This is a genomic window from Streptomyces sp. NPDC007991 (assembly GCF_042958445.1).
Lineage (GTDB): Bacteria > Actinomycetota > Actinomycetes > Streptomycetales > Streptomycetaceae > Streptomyces.
The window spans coordinates 1-16,489 of record NZ_JBIBJD010000025.1 but is presented as its reverse complement, the minus strand read 5'-3'; the positions used below and the strand labels follow the sequence as shown (position 1 = coordinate 16,489).

13 protein-coding genes and 2 pseudogenes are annotated in these 16,489 nt (G+C 70.2%); 11 read left to right on the top strand and 4 right to left on the bottom strand.

The window, feature by feature from the left end:
- The first annotated feature begins 277 nt into the window (after nucleotides 1-277).
- Complete coding sequence (locus ACFZDA_RS40790) at nucleotides 278-913, top strand: hypothetical protein (RefSeq protein WP_391091507.1); 636 nt, start codon at nucleotides 278-280, stop codon at nucleotides 911-913.
- A gap of 296 nt (nucleotides 914-1,209) precedes the next feature.
- On the opposite strand, the gene ACFZDA_RS40785 is transcribed toward ACFZDA_RS40790, so the two are convergent.
- Nucleotides 1,210-1,620 carry a MerR family transcriptional regulator gene (locus tag ACFZDA_RS40785; protein WP_391091505.1) on the bottom strand — a complete coding sequence of 137 codons (411 nt, stop codon included), beginning with the start codon at nucleotides 1,618-1,620 and terminating at the stop codon, nucleotides 1,210-1,212.
- A 414-nt stretch (nucleotides 1,621-2,034) separates the two neighbouring features.
- On the opposite strand from ACFZDA_RS40785, the gene ACFZDA_RS40780 reads away from it, so the two are divergent.
- Nucleotides 2,035-3,540 (top strand): SulP family inorganic anion transporter, encoded by a 1,506-nt coding sequence (locus ACFZDA_RS40780; protein ID WP_391091503.1) that lies wholly within the window; start codon nucleotides 2,035-2,037, stop codon nucleotides 3,538-3,540.
- 141 nt (nucleotides 3,541-3,681) lie between these two features.
- Here ACFZDA_RS40780 and ACFZDA_RS40775 read toward each other — a convergent pair whose 3' ends face one another.
- A complete protein-coding gene (locus ACFZDA_RS40775; RefSeq protein WP_391091501.1) occupies nucleotides 3,682-4,266 on the bottom strand; it encodes a hypothetical protein in 585 nt (194 codons plus the stop codon).
- Between the two features lie 660 nt (nucleotides 4,267-4,926).
- Between ACFZDA_RS40775 and ACFZDA_RS40770 the strand changes: the two genes are divergently transcribed.
- Complete coding sequence (locus ACFZDA_RS40770) at nucleotides 4,927-5,526, top strand: GPP34 family phosphoprotein (protein WP_391091499.1); 600 nt, start codon at nucleotides 4,927-4,929, stop codon at nucleotides 5,524-5,526.
- A 177-nt stretch (nucleotides 5,527-5,703) separates the two neighbouring features.
- On the opposite strand, the pseudogene ACFZDA_RS40765 reads toward ACFZDA_RS40770, so the two are convergent.
- Both ACFZDA_RS40765 and ACFZDA_RS40760 read right to left on the bottom strand, forming a co-directional pair.
- Nucleotides 5,704-5,772: pseudogene (locus ACFZDA_RS40765) on the bottom strand (restriction endonuclease); the annotation flags it as partial.
- Between the two features lie 106 nt (nucleotides 5,773-5,878).
- A pseudogene (locus tag ACFZDA_RS40760) lies at nucleotides 5,879-5,935 on the bottom strand (hypothetical protein); the annotation flags it as partial.
- A 399-nt stretch (nucleotides 5,936-6,334) separates the two neighbouring features.
- Here ACFZDA_RS40760 and ACFZDA_RS40755 point away from each other — a divergent pair.
- The 8 genes from ACFZDA_RS40755 (at nucleotide 6,335) to yicI (ending at nucleotide 16,242) form a co-directional block, all read left to right on the top strand.
- Nucleotides 6,335-7,486 (top strand): trypsin-like serine protease, encoded by a 1,152-nt coding sequence (locus tag ACFZDA_RS40755; protein WP_391091497.1) that lies wholly within the window; start codon nucleotides 6,335-6,337, stop codon nucleotides 7,484-7,486.
- Nucleotides 7,487-7,623: 137 nt separating this feature from the next.
- On the top strand, nucleotides 7,624-8,046 hold the full coding sequence (locus ACFZDA_RS40750) for a DUF350 domain-containing protein (RefSeq protein ID WP_391091495.1): 423 nt from the start codon (nucleotides 7,624-7,626) through the stop codon (nucleotides 8,044-8,046).
- Nucleotides 8,047-8,241: 195 nt separating this feature from the next.
- Complete coding sequence (locus tag ACFZDA_RS40745; protein WP_391091493.1) at nucleotides 8,242-9,294, top strand: LacI family DNA-binding transcriptional regulator; 1,053 nt, start codon at nucleotides 8,242-8,244, stop codon at nucleotides 9,292-9,294.
- Nucleotides 9,295-9,384: 90 nt separating this feature from the next.
- On the top strand, nucleotides 9,385-10,638 hold the full coding sequence (locus ACFZDA_RS40740) for an extracellular solute-binding protein (protein WP_391091492.1): 1,254 nt from the start codon (nucleotides 9,385-9,387) through the stop codon (nucleotides 10,636-10,638).
- A gap of 10 nt (nucleotides 10,639-10,648) precedes the next feature.
- Entirely contained in the window at nucleotides 10,649-11,608 is a 960-nt protein-coding gene (locus tag ACFZDA_RS40735; protein WP_391091490.1) for an ABC transporter permease subunit, read from the top strand.
- A gap of 6 nt (nucleotides 11,609-11,614) precedes the next feature.
- Nucleotides 11,615-12,442, top strand: coding sequence for an ABC transporter permease subunit (locus tag ACFZDA_RS40730; protein ID WP_391091488.1), 828 nt, complete (start codon nucleotides 11,615-11,617; stop codon nucleotides 12,440-12,442).
- Between the two features lie 15 nt (nucleotides 12,443-12,457).
- The gene (locus tag ACFZDA_RS40725; RefSeq protein ID WP_391091486.1) at nucleotides 12,458-13,900 is read left to right on the top strand and encodes a GH1 family beta-glucosidase; all 1,443 of its coding nucleotides are present in this window, start codon (nucleotides 12,458-12,460) and stop codon (nucleotides 13,898-13,900) included.
- Nucleotides 13,897-16,242, top strand: a complete 2,346-nt coding sequence (yicI, locus tag ACFZDA_RS40720; protein ID WP_391091484.1) for an alpha-xylosidase — start codon at nucleotides 13,897-13,899, stop codon at nucleotides 16,240-16,242. Before ACFZDA_RS40725 ends, yicI begins: the two co-directional genes overlap by 4 nt.
- Nucleotides 16,243-16,489 lie beyond the last annotated feature (247 nt).

The following is a 16,489-nucleotide window of genomic DNA, read 5'->3' as shown; positions in this document are numbered from 1 at the left end:
GCTGCCACCCTCGCCGCGGTCAGTCCGTGTCACCGGGCCGATCACAGCACCGACACCTTCTTGCCTACTGCCTCGTTGTCACCGGACACCCGGAGCTCGGAGGCAGGCTCCAGGCAAAGGACAGCATTCAGCGGGAACAATCGGTTCCACCTGTCCGTACTATCTCTACACCAGGGCCTCTTGCGGCACAGCGGTGCCCGCTCGGTCCGCCCAGACATCGCCCATGAACAGGCATCATCCCGCAGCACGCCTCCAACGCCGAGGAAAGGTCAGCGCCATGCCCGAGACAACGGCTCCCGCCACTGAACTGGCATCGCAGTACATCACCCAGGTGACCGGCGACCTCGAGACGAACCTCAAGGAGCAGGAACGTATCAGTGCGGAAATCGCCTCCCTGCAGGAGCAGCTGGCCGCTCTGCAGCACGACCACGGCGTGCTGGTGAGCATGCAGCAGGCACTCGGCATCACGACGGCGCCGACCAAGCCCGCAGCGGAGTCCAAGAGCGTCGCGGTGCCCTCTCCACGGCGAAAGAAGGCTGCCGCCTCGCCCGGCGGGAAGCGGAAGGAAGGAAAGTCCACTGCCGCGCCAGGACGGCGAACGGCCAGGAAGTCCGCGGCAAAGACGGCGGGCACCGTGAAGGCCTCCCAGCCCACCCTGGTCGAGCTCATTCGCGGCCACCTCGCCGAGCAGAAGGAACCTCGCTCCGCCGCGGAGATCTCCACAGCGCTCAACCAGGCATATCCCGATCGCGACATCGCGGCCAAAGTCGTGCGCGTCACCCTGGAGGGACTCGTGGCCAAGAGCCAAGCCGAACGCACCAAGCAGGGCCGATCCGTGTTCTACACCGCTCCTGCGTCGAAGCCGACGGTTGAGCCCGGGACCGAGGGACGGCTCGAAGACGCTGACCAGTGATGGCGCGTCGGCCGGCGCTGTCGTGATCGTGGTGCCGGACTGCCCCACCTGGCGGACGCCACTCCGGTCAGCCGCGCCTCCCTCCAAGCCGCCCTGGCCAACGGCGCTCCGGCCGACATCGAGGAACCGCAGCGCCGCATCACGCGGCTGTAACTGGGCAAAGTCGACCCAGCCGGGCGCCTGTTGGAAGGGCCCGACCGCCTGGAGAGGCAGCTGACCGCCGTACTGGAGCAGGCCCAGCAGGAGGGCACCGTGGACGGGCGGCGCGATGCGGCGGTCGAGACCGTTCACGGCCTCTAAGGTGCGGCGGCCTGGTTCCGTGCCAGGCGCTCGCGCAGCGTGGCGGCGAATTCCTCGGCCCGCGCCAGTTGGGTGCGGAGTTTCTCCACCTGCTCGGCGGCGCCTTGTTCGTATCCGCGGACGCGCTCCAGCAGGGTCTCCCGCTCGTCCGCCGTCAGTTCCTCGCCGGAGTCGAGGCGGTCGGTGATCTCCAGCAGGTCGCGCATCTCGTCCAGGGTGAAGCCGAGCGGCTTCATGCGGCGGATGACCATCAGGCGGGCGACATCGGCCTCGGTGTAGAGGCGGAAGCCGCCCTGGGAGCGGGCGGAGGGGATGACCAGTCCGGTCTCCTCGTAGTGCCGGATGGTGCGCAGCGACAGCTCGGTCCGTGCGGCGACCTCGCCGATCTGCATGTGCTCGCTGCTCACGCGGGCGCCCTTCCTCATCTGTCGTCGAGGCCACAGCCGGCCGACGTCGATCTCTACCGTAACGTTAGGGTAGAGTAAGTGGTCGTCGGGGTCGGCTCCACGCCGTCCCCGCTTCCATGGTGCGGGGTGGATCGTTCCCGTGACCGTCAGCCGTGTCGGGGCCGACGATGCCCCCGGCGAAGACCGATGCTTGCAGGAGAGTGCGTGCGCATGCCCATGACGCCCAGCGCCGCCGCCTGCCCGCCGTGATCCTTCGCCCCTGAACAGCCCCGCGGGTCCCAGCTCTCGGCCGCTGCTTCCTCCTGACTTCAGCCCGCCGTACGTGGGCTTCGCGGATGGCCGGCCCGGCCATCCGGCGCCTTCCCGCACGCCCCGAGTGATGCCGGGCGTGCCCGAGCACGACAGGTACGTTTCTTGTCTACGTCCGCACTGTCCCCGACCGCGCGGCTGCGCGGCCTGCGCCCTGACTGGCTGTCCGACCCGAAGGTCTGGCGCACCGAGGTCCTGGCCGGCCTGGTGGTGGCGCTCGCGCTGATCCCCGAGGCGATCTCGTTCTCCATCATCGCCGGGGTCGACCCGGCGATCGGCCTGTTCGCCTCCTTCACCATGGCCGTCACCATCTCCATCGTCGGCGGCCGTCGGGCCATGATCTCCGCCGCGACCGGCGCCGTCGCCCTGGTGATCGCGCCGCTGAACCGCGAGCACGGCTTCGGATACCTCGTCGCCGCCGTCATCCTGGCCGGCGTCTTCCAGATCCTCCTCGGCGCGCTCGGCGTGGCCAAGCTGATGCGGTTCGTGCCCCGCAGCGTGATGGTCGGCTTCGTCAACGCCCTCGCCATCCTGATCTTCATGGCCCAGGTGCCCGAGATGCACGACGTGCCCTGGCCCGTCTACCCGCTCATCGCCGCCGGGCTGACGCTCATGGTGTTCTTCCCGAAGGTCACCACCGTGGTCCCGGCCCCGCTCGTGTCCATCATCATCCTCACCGTGATCACGGTCGCCGCCGGCATCGCGGTGCCGACCGTGGGTGACAAGGGCGAACTGCCCTCCTCCCTGCCGGTACCGGGCCTGCCGGATGTGCCGTTCACGATGGACACCCTGACCACCATCGCCCCCTACGCGCTCGCGATGGCGCTGGTCGGGCTGATGGAGTCGCTGATGACGGCCAAGCTGGTCGACGACATCACCGACACCCGTTCCTCCAAGACCCGTGAGTCGATCGGGCAGGGCATCGCCAACATCGTCACCGGCTTCTTCGGCGGCATGGGCGGCTGCGCGATGATCGGCCAGACGATGATCAACGTGAAGGTGTCCGGCGCCCGTACCCGCCTGTCCACCTTCCTGGCGGGCTCTTTCCTGATGGTGCTGTGCATCGTCTTCGGACCGGTCGTCTCCGACATTCCCATGGCGGCCCTGGTCGCGGTGATGGTGATGGTGTCGTTCGCGACGTTCGACTGGCACTCCATCGCCCCGAAGACTCTGAAGCGGATGCCCGCCGGGGAGATCACGGTCATGGTCATCACCGTCGCGTGCGTGGTCGCCACCGCCAACCTCGCCATCGGCGTCGTCGTCGGCTCCATCACCGCCATGGTCATCTTCGCCAAACGCGTCGCCCACCTCGCCGGCGTCACAGCGGTCGCCGACCCGGACGGCAGCAGCGTGGTCTACTCCGTGACCGGCGAACTGTTCTTCGCCTCCTCCAACGACCTCGTCGGCCAGTTCGACTACGCCACCGACCCCGACAAGGTCGTCATCGACCTGAGCGCCGCCCACATCTGGGACGCCTCCTCCGTCGCCGCACTCGACGCCATCGAGACCAAGTACGCACAGCGCGGCAAGAACGTCGAGATCATCGGCCTGAACAAGCCGAGCGCCCAGATCCACGAAAAGCTCAGCGGCGAACTCACCGGCACCCACTGAACCGTCCATCACCCCACGAGGGCGGCCGCGGACCCGACAGGTCCATGGCGGCCCTCGTGGTTTCTGCTGCGGGTACGACGACCAGGGCCGCCTTCTGCAGATCCGCCTGGCCGTCCACAGCCGTCCAAGGGAGTGTCCTCTCTACTTCTCCCCCCGACTCGCCCGCACGCAGCCCCACGTACCCGTCACCACGATCAGCGCTGCCAGGCCGCCGATTGTCCCTTTGTACGCGCCCGGGTCCAGGTCCACGTACGTGTCCTCGTCCTCCAACGGACCAGCCGCGCCCTTGGGGTCGTAGAGCACGCGAAGTGTGTCGCCGCGCTCAACCCTTTCCGGGTCGCAGCCGTCCGTCATCCGAGGTGAGATCTTCCGGCCGTCTCGGGTGCGGAGCGTGCACTCGTCGGTCTTGCCGTTGTCCACGTCGACCACGACCGCCTCGGTCCACCGTCCCCGCTTCTCCAGCCCCCGCTCTTCGCCGGCGTCTCGGGTGATGATCGCCAGTACGACCGCGGAGACGAGGGCGGCAGAGAGGGCCCCGACGGCCAGTTTCGGCGGCTTCTTGTGGGTGACATGGCGGAGCGAGACGCCGGGCACCAGGACGAGCGCCAGGGGTATCGCCAACGCGGAGATGACGAAGGCCGGACCGCGCAGGAACGACGGCAGGGGACCCACCGGCGCGAACCACATCAGGGCCACCGACCCCGCTACGCACGCGCTGTTGAACACAACCCAGTGAATCGGGCCAGTACGGCGCCCAGGAGAAGCGTTCCCGGCAGGCTGAGCCGCTCGGCCGGCTCCCGCCGCGAGCCCGCCTGTGCCCCTGTCCGTCGTCATGCGCTCTGTCTCCATCTACCTCAGCCTGTTGACGGACGAGCGTACGGGGCAGGAGGGATTCGGCGCACGGGCCGGACAGGTCGGGTGCGGGTGGAGGTTCCGAAACCCTCGGCGGACGCGGGCGCAGTGAGACGACCTGGGCGGCAGTGCTCTCGGCGACGTCGTGGCCAGGACGGAGGCGGACCGGGTCCAAGAGCCGGCACCAGGCGGTTTTGTTCGGATCAGGCGGCCGTTGATCTGGATGTGCCGTTGACCCAGCTCACGCGATGGCTGCGCGTCTGCGGCCTCCGCCGGCTCCGCTTGTCGGGGCGCTCGTTGCGAGGTTCAGGTCGGAGTGTCGACGACCAGTCCTCCACCTGCCGGCGGACGGTGCTCCTCATGGTTCCTCCTCATCGATAGACTGTTCGGTCCAATGGCTCGGGAGCCAGCACATCGAGGACCCGTCGTTTCGACGTCGTCGGCAAAAACTCCCGCCGCCTTCCCGAGTAGGGCTACGTCCGCGAGGCGGGGCCATACTGATCGTGACAGCCGCCCCGCCGAGAGGAGCCGGTCATGACCACGGCGAAAGACCTGTTCATCATCGCCATGGACCTGAAGCGCCCCGTGGGACAGGGCGACCTGTCCCTGGCACTCGCGGGAGCCGAGCTGATCGATCTCATCGGGGTCGGAGCGGCCGCAGTGGACGGCGACCGCATCGTGCCGGGAGGACCGCCCACCCTCGACGACCGGTTCATGGCCGAGGCCGCCGCAGGACTCACCCGACAGGCGCCCTACGAACGGATCGAGGACTGGCTGTGGCGCCGCGGCCAAAACCTCGCGGCCGCCTACCAGACCGCCCTGGAGGACGACGGTGAGCTGAAGCCTCAGCGAAGCGGCCGCTTGTCCTTCGGCGCGCAACGCGTGGAACCGGTCGACACACTCGCACGCCGCCGCGCGGTCGACCGCTGGGAAGAGAAGGAACCCGTCCTGGCCGCCCTCGCCTCCGCCGTGGGCATCGACGACGAACCATCCGACGACGAGACCGGCCCCGATGACGAGGCGGTGACGACCGTGCTGGCCGCCGTCCACGACGCGGTCATGGAACTGGAAGGCGTACGCCAGAGGCGAACCATCGAAAACGCGGCCTTCGCCAACGTCTGGCGTGGACCCTGAGCCCACCTCGCCTCCGGGAGCCAGGCGACTGCTCCTCAGAGCGTGGGTCGTCTGGGAGGGGGGAACGGCGCGCAGTAGCTCCCACAGCGGCCGTGAGCCCGATGCCCACGCGGCCGGCGTCTGTCGGTCCACCACGTGCAGCCTCTGCTGCCTGGCGAAGTCCATGGCCGGCGCGGTCACCCTGCCGTTCGTGACGATCACCGCCACGTCCGCCCCGTGCGCCGGACGGGCCGTGCCCTTGAGCACCTGCAGCTCCGGCGTGCCCACCGCTGAGCCCGCCACTCCGTAGGCGGCGGTGTTTGCACTGGATCACCCAGCGCCGCCCGAGCGGGTCCGTGGCCTTCACATCCGCGCCCAGGTCACCGCCCCCGCCGACCCGCTGGGGGTCCCGGCAGCCGTCCCGGCGCATCAGGTCCCGGATCGCCTCCTCGAATTTGGCGTGATGCAGCGTGTCCAGTTCGGGCAGCCCGTAGCGCAGGGCCTTGCCGTAGCCACCATGGCAAAGGCGATCAGCTGGGCGTCCCGCTGCTGCCGCCGCTTGCTCGGGCGCCTTGTGCGCCGCCGGGCCGGTGGTCGTCGGCGCGTCACCGGCTCCCCTTGCATAACGCCACCACGGCCAACGCGCACCCGGCAAAGAGCGCCACGGCCGCGCTGCCGCGGAGCACTCGTGCAAACCCCGCACCCGCGGCCGGAATTGGCATAGACCTTTATGTGATCACGGGCTAAGCTCTGCCGCGCACCTCACGAGAGCGCTCTCACCTACAGCTGTTCCACCCCCACTCTGCTGGAACAACGAAGGGGCATTCCCTTGAGACGCACCACAACACTGCGCACCGCGCTGTCCGCACTCCTCCTGCTCGGCACCTGGGCGACCGCCAGTGCCCTGCCTGCCTCCGCCGCGGATACTCCCGCGCGCTCCACCGAGGCGTCGGCCTCCCCCGGGCTCCTGTCCGCGATGCAGCGCGACTTGGGGCTGACGCGGGACGAGGCCGAGGCGCGCCTGGCCGCGGAGAAGGCCGCGACGGCCGTCGAACGCACGGCGCGCAGCGCGGCCGGTTCGGCCTACGGCGGCTCCTGGTTCGACGCCGACAGCGGCCGGCTCACCGTCGCCGTCACCCGCGCCGCGCACGCCGACGCCGTACGCGCGACCGGAGCGGCCGTACACCTCGTGAAGTACGACGCGCGGCAACTCGAGGCAGCGAAGAAGAGCATCGACCGGCTGTCCGCGCCCGCCGGAGTCGCCAGTTGGCACGTGGATCCGAAAGCCAACAAGGTCGTGGTGGACATCGTCGCCGCGCACCGGGACGACAACGATGTCCGGGCCTTTCTCGCCCGCGCCCGCGAAGCGGGCCCCGTGACGGTGCGCCAGACCCCCGCCGCCCCGCGTACTCTGGCCGCCGGCACTGTGGGCGGTGACCCCTACTACACCGGCAACGTCCGCTGTTCCATCGGCTTCTCCGTGCACGGCGGCTTCGTCACCGCCGGGCACTGCGGCTCGCCGAGTGCGGCCGTGTACGGCTGGGACCGGTCCTACATCGGCAATTTCCAGGGGTCGTCGTTCCCGGACAACGACTACGCCTGGGTGAACGTGGGCAGCGGCTGGTGGACCGTACCGGTGGTGCTGGGCTGGGGCACGATTCCCGACCAGCTCGTCCGCGGCTCCGCCGAGGCCCCGGTGGGTGCCTCCGTCTGCCGTTCAGGCTCCACCACGCACTGGCATTGCGGCACCGTGCTGGCGAAGAACGAGACGGTGAACTACAGCCAGGGCGCCGTCCATCAGATGACGAAGACGAGTGTCTGCGCCGAACCCGGCGACTCAGGAGGCTCCTTCATCAGCGGCGACCAGGCCCAAGGTGTCACCTCCGGCGGCTGGGGCAACTGCGGCAGCGGCGGCGAGACCTGGCACCAGCCCGTCAACGAGATCCTCAACCGGTACGGGCTGACGCTGCACACGGCCTGACCGGCTCAAGGCGGCGGGTGGCGAGTCGCTACGGGACTCGCCACCCGCCGATCAGCAGGCGGAACCCCATGCGCTAGATTTTGCCTCTCTTTGACCGCGATCACTCACGATCTCTACCCTTCGGAGTCGGCAACCCCATGAGCGACATCGTCAACGGACTCGGGCGGGCCACCGCATACGGCGGCCTCGGGCTGGTCCTGTTGGTCCTCGGCATCGTCCTGGTCGACGTGCTGACGCCCGGAAAGCTCGGCCGGCAGATATGGGAGCAGCGCAATCGCAACGCCGCGATGGTACTCAGCTCCGCCCTGCTCGGGATCGGTGGCATCGTGTTCACCTCCATCTGGACGACGTACGAGGACTTCGGCAAGGGGCTGGTCTCGACCGCGGCGTTCGGGCTGCTGGGGCTCGTGATGATGGCTGTGGCGTTCCTGGTGGTGGACCTGATCACGCCGGGGCGCCTGGGTGCGACGCTGGTCGAGGCGGAGCCTCATCCCGCGGTCTGGGTGACGGCGTCCTGCAACCTCGCTGTCTCGGCCATCGTCTCGGCCTCCATCGCCTGAACCGCCGTCTCTGAGAGACGGCCCGCCACCACACGCCGCGACGGGCGCAGGACATCGTGCGGTGTGCCAACCGGACGTATCGCTCGAGGTATTGCCCTTCCCCACCCGCCGTGCTTAAGGTCACCCCGTTTGTCGAATCGATTCGATGGCGGCGAGGAAGCCGACGGTCCCAAGACGCGCCGGGTGGAGGTGGGGATGACCACGATCAAGGACGTCGCCGAGCGGGCAGGCGTCGCGCCGAGCACCGTGTCGTACGTCCTGAGCGGGTCGCGCAAGATCTCCGAGGACACCCGGCGCGCGGTGCGGGCCGCGATCGACGAGCTCGGATACCACCCGCGCGCGAGTGCCCGTACGCTGCGCAGCGCACGGACCCGGGTGCTCGCGCTGGCCGCGCCGCGCGTGCCCGGGGCGTACCGGGCGATCGACGGGCGGTTCGCGATCGACGTCACCGACGCCGCCCGTGTGCACGGGTACGACGTGCTGCTGATGACGGACAGCGACGGCGTCGGAGGGCTGCGCCGGGTGGCGCGCAGCAGGCTCGCGGACGCCGCGGTGCTGATGGCGGTCGAGGACCGCGACCCCCGTGTCGAGGTCCTGCGCGAACTGGGCTTCCCCGGGGCGCTGCTCGGTCACGACGATCACGCGGCGCTGCCCTGGACCGACCTCGACTGGGAGGCCGCCGTCGCCCTCGCCGTGCGTGAGACCGCTGCGGCCGGCCATCGGCGGATCCTTTTCCTCTCGTCGGCCGAGCACGAGGTCGCCGCACGCCGCGGCTATGCCCTGCACGGCCTCGACGGCGCCCGGCGAGCGGCCGTCGAGACCGGGGCGGATGTCCGCGTGGTCCCGTCCCACCGCGAACCGGACGTCCTGGTGCGGCGGTTGAGCGAGGCGTTGGCCGCGCGGCCCGTCCCGACCGCGCTGATCGTCCAGCACCTGATCCTCCTCCCCCGCCTGCTGGACGCGGTGTCGGCGGCCGGGCTGCGGATTCCCCAGGATCTGACCGTCGTGCTCGTCGGCAGCCTCCCGGACGAGCTGGGCATCCGGCATCTGCCGCGGATCGATCTGCCCGTCGCCGAGATGTCAACGGCCGTGGCCCGGCTCGCCATCGACGCGATCGGCCCCGGCCGCCGCGTCAGCGGGTCATCGACCTCGCAGGAGCCCCTGACGGCACCTGCCTCGAACGCGCCGCACCACTTGATCCCGCCGCGGATGGCCGGGCCCGTCATCGCCCCGCCGTCGACCGGCTGACCCCTCGCATCGCCCGTACGGCACGGCCGGCAACGCCCCATCGCCGGACAACCACATGTCCAGAGCCGCACACGTAACGGAGGACCAGCCTTGCCGTTCTTGGCAGAACGCATCAGAACAAGACGCGGACGCCTTCCCGTGCTCGCCGCCGCCCTTGCCGGTGCCCTCGTCGCGCCAGGGCTGACCGGCTGTGCCGCGCAGCCCGACCCGGGTACCGTCACCGTGCTCAACTCGGCGACCGACACCGCCGAGCACACCGCCAACCAGCGGTTCTTCGACCGCTGCGGCAAGCCGCTCGGCCTGAAGGTCGAGCAGATCAGCGTGCCCGCCGACCAGATCGCCTCCAAGGCGCTCCGGATGGCGTCGTCCGACTCGCTCACCGACATCCTGGAGCTCGACGGCTCACAGCTGCCCCAGTTCGCGCAGACCGAGGGCCTGCGGCCGCTCGACGAGGTCGGGGTCGACACCTCGGGCCTCTCCGCGAGCGCGAAGTCCCTCGGCTCGTACGACGGCACCCAGTACGGCATCGCCCGTTCCGTCAACTCCCTCGCGCTGATCTACAACACCAAGCTCCTCAAGGACGCGGGCATCACCGTACCCACCACCTGGAAGGAGCTGCGCGCCGCCGCGAAGAAGCTGACCTCGGGCGACACGTACGGGATGGCCTTCAGCGCGAGCCCGAACGCGGACGGCGTCTACCAGTTCCTGCCTTTCTTCTGGTCCGCGGGCGGTGACGAGACCGAGATCGACAACGGCAAGGGTGAGGCCGCGCTCCAGCTCTGGAAGGACCTGGTCGCGGACGGCTCCGTCTCCAGGTCCGTCGTCAACTGGAACCAGCAGGACGTCAACGACCAGTTCGTCGCGGGCCGCGCCGCCATGATGATCAACGGGCCGTGGCAGGTGCCGGTGCTCAGCGCCCAGAAGAAGGTGGACTGGGCGGTCGCGAGCATTCCGGTGCCCGAGGCGGGCACGCCGGTGGTGCCGCCCATCGGCGGCACCGTCATGGCCGTACCGAGGAACGACGAGGACCCGGCCCGCGAGAAGAACGCCGGCAAGGTCCTGAACTGCCTCAACTCCGAGAAGAACCAGCTCCAGTGGGGCGAGTCGGTCAACAACGTGCCCACCCGCGCCACGGCCGCACGGGCGTACGCGAAGCAGAACCCGAAGCTCGCCGCCTTCGCCGAACTCGTCACCACCGCCCGCTCCCGGACCTCGAAGGTCGGCACCGGCTGGCCGGCCGTCGGCGACGCGCTCGCGGGCGCCTTCCAGTCCGTGCTGACGGGCCGGACCAGTCCGGAACAGGCCCTGCACCGGGCCCAGCAGCAGGCTTCGGCGGGGAAGTGAGGAACCGGCCATGACCACCATCGCCTCCCCCGCGCCCGGCACCGGCGCCGCCGAAGGGACGTCAGCCGCCGGCCGTGCTCCGCTGCGCCGCGGGCTGCTGCGCTGGCTCTTCGTCGCTCCCGCGCTCGCCTACATGGCGCTCTTCTTCGGCTACCCGCTCGTCCGCAACGTCGTGATGAGCTTCCAGCACTACACGCCGAAGACGTACTTCACCGGCGAGGCACCGTTCAACGGACTCGACAACTGGCGCGCCGTCTTCGCCGACGAGTTGTTCACCGACGCCCTGTGGCACACCGCTCTGTTCACCGTCGGCTCGCTGCTCGGCCAGTTCACCATCGGCCTGGCCCTCGCCGTCTTCTTCTCCCGCCGCTTCCGGCTCTCCGGCTTCGTGCGCGCCGTCCTGCTGCTGCCGTGGCTCGTGCCCATGGTCGTCTCCGCCGTCGTCTGGCGCCGCGTCCTCGACCAGGACCACGGCATGCTGAACACCGCCCTCCACGCGGTCGGCCTCGCCCCACAGGACGGCGTGCCCTGGCTGAGCAGCCCCGGTGTGGCACTGCTGTCGGCGGTCCTGGTCAACATCTGGATCGGCATCCCGTTCAACATGGTCATCCTCTACGGCGGCCTCCAGGAGATCCCGCGCGACCTGTACGAGGCCGCGTCGCTCGACGGCTCGGGCCCATGGCGGACGTTCCGCAGCGTCACGCTGCCGATGCTGCGCCCGGTGATCACCGTCGTGCTCGTGCTGGGCTTCATGTCGACGGTGAAGATCCTCGACCTGATCCTGGCACTGACCTCGGGCGGCCCCGCGGACTCCACACAGACGCTGGGCACGGTCACGTACCAGCTCTCCTTCCTTCAGCTCGACTTCGGCCAGGGCGCCGTGGTGGGCAACGTCCTGATCCTCATCAGCGCGGTCTTCGCCGTGCTGTACCTGCGGGCCAACCGCGCCGACTTCGGCAAGGGGAAGTGACCGACGATGAACCGACCGACCAGCCTTCTCCGCGTCCGCTCGGTGTGGAACACCGTCGCCGCGCTGCTGATCCTCGCCGTGCTGCTCTTCCCGGTGTACTGGATGCTCAACACCGCTCTCCAGCCCGAGTCGAGCATCGCCGCCACCGAGTGGTTCCCCGTGTCACCGTCCCTGAAGAACTTCGACACGGCGATCAGCACCCAGGGCGGTTCGCTGCTCACGAGCTTCGTCGTCGCACTCGGCGCCGTCGTCGTCTGCCTCGCGCTCGCCGCGCCCGCCGCGTACGGGCTCGCCCAGTTCGGGCTCCGTGGCGGGCAGGGCATCGTCTTCGCCACGCTCATCACGCAGTTGGTTCCGGGCATCGTCATCGCCAACGCCCTCTACAGCGCCTACGCGCAGCTCGACCTCGTCAACTCCTATCTGGGGCTGATCCTGGCGGACGCCTCGCTCGGCCTGCCGTTCGCGGTCGTGCTGCTGCGGGCGTTCATGGTGTCGATACCGGGCGAGGTCGTCGAGGCCGCGATGGTGGACGGGGCGAACCGCTTCACCGCGTTCGTGCGGATCGTGCTGCCCATGAGCCGCAACGCCCTGATCACGGCGGGGCTGTTCACCTTCCTCTTCGCCTGGTCGGACTTCATGTTCGCGCTCACCCTCAACACCACGGACGACGTCAAGCCGATCACGCTCGGCATCTACCAGTTCGTCGGCGCACATGTCAGCGACTGGGGCGCGGTCATGGCGACGGCGGTGCTCTCCGCCGTACCGGCCGCGATCCTGCTCGTCGTCGCCCAGAAGTACATCGCCGCCGGGATCACCGGCGGGTCGGTCAAGTAGGCAGGTGCCCGCCCCGTGAGTTTCTCCGAGTCCACCGAGTTCACCGGATCCACCGAATTCCCCGAGTTCCCCGCAGGCTTCTTCTTCGGTGCCGCCACGGCCAGTTACCAGATCGAGGGCGCGTACGACGAGGACGGCAGAGGCCCGTCCATCTGGGACACCTTCTGCCGCGAGCCCGGGCGCGTCGCGGACGGCGCCACCGGTGACGTCGCCTGCGACCACTACCACCGCTACCGCGAGGACATCGCCCTGCTGCGCGAGCTGGGCGTGGACAGCTACCGCTTCTCCATCGCCTGGCCGCGTGTCCAGCCGGCCGGCTCCGGCCCCGCCAACGCGGCCGGGCTCGACTTCTACGACCGGCTCGTCGACGAGCTGCTGGCCTGCGGCATCTCGCCCGCCGCCACCCTCTACCACTGGGACCTCCCTCAGGCCCTGGAGGACCGGGGCGGCTGGCGCGTACGGGAGACGGCGGAGCGGTTCGCCGAGTACGCCGGGGTGGTCGCCGCCCGGCTCGGCGACCGGGTGGACCGCTGGATCACACTCAACGAGCCCTTCTGCAGCGCCTTCGTCGGCTACGCGGCGGGCGCCCACGCCCCGGGCGCCCGCGAGGGCCGCGGCGCGCTCGCCGCCGCACACCACCTGCTCGTCGGTCACGGGCTGGCCGTGCGCGCGCTGCGCGCGGCGGGGGCACGGGAGGTCGGGATCACCCTCAACCCCGACCGGCTGCTGCCGGCCACGGACTCCCCCGCCGACCTGGCCGCCGTACGCCGTGTCGAGACACTCCACAACGACGTATGGTTCGAGCCGCTGTTCGCCGGACGCTACCCGGAGCACGAAGCCGAGACCTGGGGCGAGCTGCTGCCCTCCGGCGACGACTCGTACCGCCTCGACGGCGACCTCGGTCTCATCGGCGCACCGCTCGACTTCGTCGGCATCAACTACTACCGCCCGATCACCGTCGCCGAGGCCCCGTACCGCGACCCCGACCCGGCCACCCGCAGCGCGGTCGACGTCCGGGCCGAGGAGACCTGGCGCGACGACGTCCGCCACACCACCATGGGCTGGCCCGTCGTCCCGCACACCTTCACGGACCTGCTGGTCGGCCTGGCGGAGCGCTACCCCGCGCTGCCGCCGCTCCTGATCACCGAGAACGGTTCGGCGGAGGCGGACACCGTCGACGCCGACGGCCGGGTCCGCGACGTGGAGCGGATCGACTACCTGCGCAGCCATCTGGACGCGCTCGCCGCCGCCGTGCGCGCGGGCGTCGACGTACGCGGCTACTACGTGTGGTCGCTGCTGGACAACTTCGAGTGGGCCCGCGGCTACGGCCAGCGCTTCGGCATCGTCCGGGTCGACTACGACACGCAACGACGCACACCCAAGGACAGCTACCGCTGGTACCGGCGGCTGATCGCCGCCCACCGCGCCCGTACCACCCCCGGTGAGGACCCTCGATGAAGTTCACCGACGGCTACTGGATGATGCGCGAAGGCGTCCGGGCGTCGTACGCCGCGGAGGTCGCCGACGTCCGCGTCGACGAGGACCGGTTCACGCTGTACGCACCCGTGCGGCACGTCACGCGCCGCGGCCAGACCCTCAACAGCCCGCTGCTGACCGTCGAGTGCTGGTCCCCCGCCGAGGGGGTCATCGGCATCCGCTCCACCCACCACGCGGGCGCCGCCGAACGCGGCCCGCAGTTCGCGCTGCACACCGAGCCCGGCCATGCGGCGAGGGTCACCCGGGAGGGCTCGCTGCTGGAACTCACGGCCGGGGAGCTGTCCTTGCGCGTGGACACCGCGGCCCCGTGGCGGCTGGACTTCACCGCGGACGGTCGGCTCCTCACCTCGGCGACGGCACGCGGCACCGGTTTCGCGGTCCTGGGCGACGGCAGCCACTACGCGCTGGCGCAGCTCACGCTCGACGTCGGCGAGTTGGTCTACGGGCTCGGCGAACGGTTCACGCCGTTCGTGAAGAACGGCCAGAGCGTGGACATCTGGCAGGCCGACGGCGGCACCGCGAGCGAGCAGGCGTACAAGAACGTCCCCTTCCACCTCACCAACCGCGGCTACGGCGTCTTCGTCAACCACCCCGGCAGGGTGAGCTACGAGGTCGACTCGGAGGCCGTCGGGCAGGTGCAGTTCAGCGTCGAGGACCAGTCGCTGGAGTACTTCGTCGTGTACGGTCCGACGCCCAAGGAGATCCTGGACCGCTACACGGCGCTGACCGGCCGTCCGGCGCTGCCGCCGGCCTGGTCGTTCGGGCTGTGGTTGTCGACGTCGTTCACGACCTCGTACGACGAGGAGACGGTGAACCGGTTCGTGCGCGGCATGGCGGAGCGCGACATCCCGCTGGGCGTCTTCCACTTCGACTGCTTCTGGATGCGCGAGTACCAGTGGTGCGACTTCACCTGGGACCCGGAGGTCTTCCCCGACCCGGAGGGCATGCTGCGGCGGCTGAAGGAGGAGCACGGTCTGCGCGTGTCCGTGTGGATCAACCCGTACATCGCGCAGAAGTCCGCGCTGTTCGCGGAGGCCAAGCGGCACGGCTATCTGGTCCGCAAGGCCAACGGCGACGTGTGGCAGTGGGACCTGTGGCAGGCCGGCATGGCGCTGGTCGACTTCACCGACCCGGACGCGCGCCGGTGGTACGCGAGCAAGCTGCGCGCGCTCACCGCGCAGGGCGTCGACTGCTTCAAGACCGACTTCGGTGAGCGGATCCCGACCGATGTGGTCTGGCGCGACGGCTCCGATCCGGAGCGCATGCACAACTACTACACACAGCTCTACAACGAGACGGTCTTCGAGGTGCTCGGCGAGGCCCGGGGCGCCGGTGAGGCCGTGCTCTTCGCCCGCTCGGCGACGGCGGGCGGACAGCAGTTCCCGGTGCACTGGGGCGGCGACTGCGAGTCGCACTTTCGCGCGATGGCCGAGTCGCTGCGCGGCGGGCTGTCGCTCGGTCTTTCCGGGTTCGGCTTCTGGAGCCATGACATCGGCGGCTTCGAGGGCACCCCGACGCCCGAGGTGTTCAAACGGTGGGTGCAGTTCGGGCTGCTGTCCTCGCACAGCCGGCTGCACGGCAGCAAGTCGTACCGGGTGCCGTGGGACTACGACGAGGAGGCGGTCGCGGTCACCCGGGACTTCACCCGCCTCAAGCACCGGCTCATGCCCTACCTGTTCCGTGCGGCACAGCAGGCCGCCGAGCGCGGCACGCCGATGATGCGGGCGATGGTGCTGGAGTTCCCCGACGACCCGGCCTGCCACACCCTCGACCGGCAGTACATGCTCGGCGACGACCTGCTCGTCGCCCCCGTGCTCTCGGCCGACGGCGTCGTCGACTACTACGTCCCGGACGGCACCTGGACGCACCTGCTGTCCGGCGAACGGGTCCAGGGGCCGGGCTGGCGGCGCGAGCGGTACGGCTACGCCAGCCTGCCCCTGCTCGCCCGGCCCGGCTCGGTCATCCCCTACGGCGAGAGCGACGACGCGGCGGAGTACGACTGGGCGCACGGGGTGACGCTGCGGGTCCACACGCCCGTCGACGGTGCGGCGGTCGTGACACGGATCCCGGTCACGGGTGCCCGGGACGCCACGACGGCCGTCTTCCGGACGACTCGCGACGGCGACCGGGTCACGGTCGAGGCGGAGGGGGCACCGGGGCCGTGGCAGGTGCTGCTGGTAGGAGCGCGCGCGGAAACCGGCGACACCGGATCGCCCGCATCGGCCGAGCGGACCGCGCTCGGCACGCTTCTCGCGGTATCCGCGGGCACGGCTCGCCTCACGGCGCACCTCGCCGGCGGCTGACACAGCTCGGAGGCGGTCCGGCTCGGCGTGCGCGCACAGGTCGTGCTCGTGGAGGACGACCACGCCGGGAGCACGCTCGGCGACACGGGCCGCACGGCGGGAAAGCTGGTGCTGACCGTGCGGTGGGGAGGGCGGGCGGGGGCCCGCGGGGGGGACCCCCCCCGGCCCCCACAACCAGACGGGCCGGGAGGGGCAAAGAAAAACCAGACCCGACCAAAAGGCCCCGCAAGAGGCGGGGGTGGCCCCA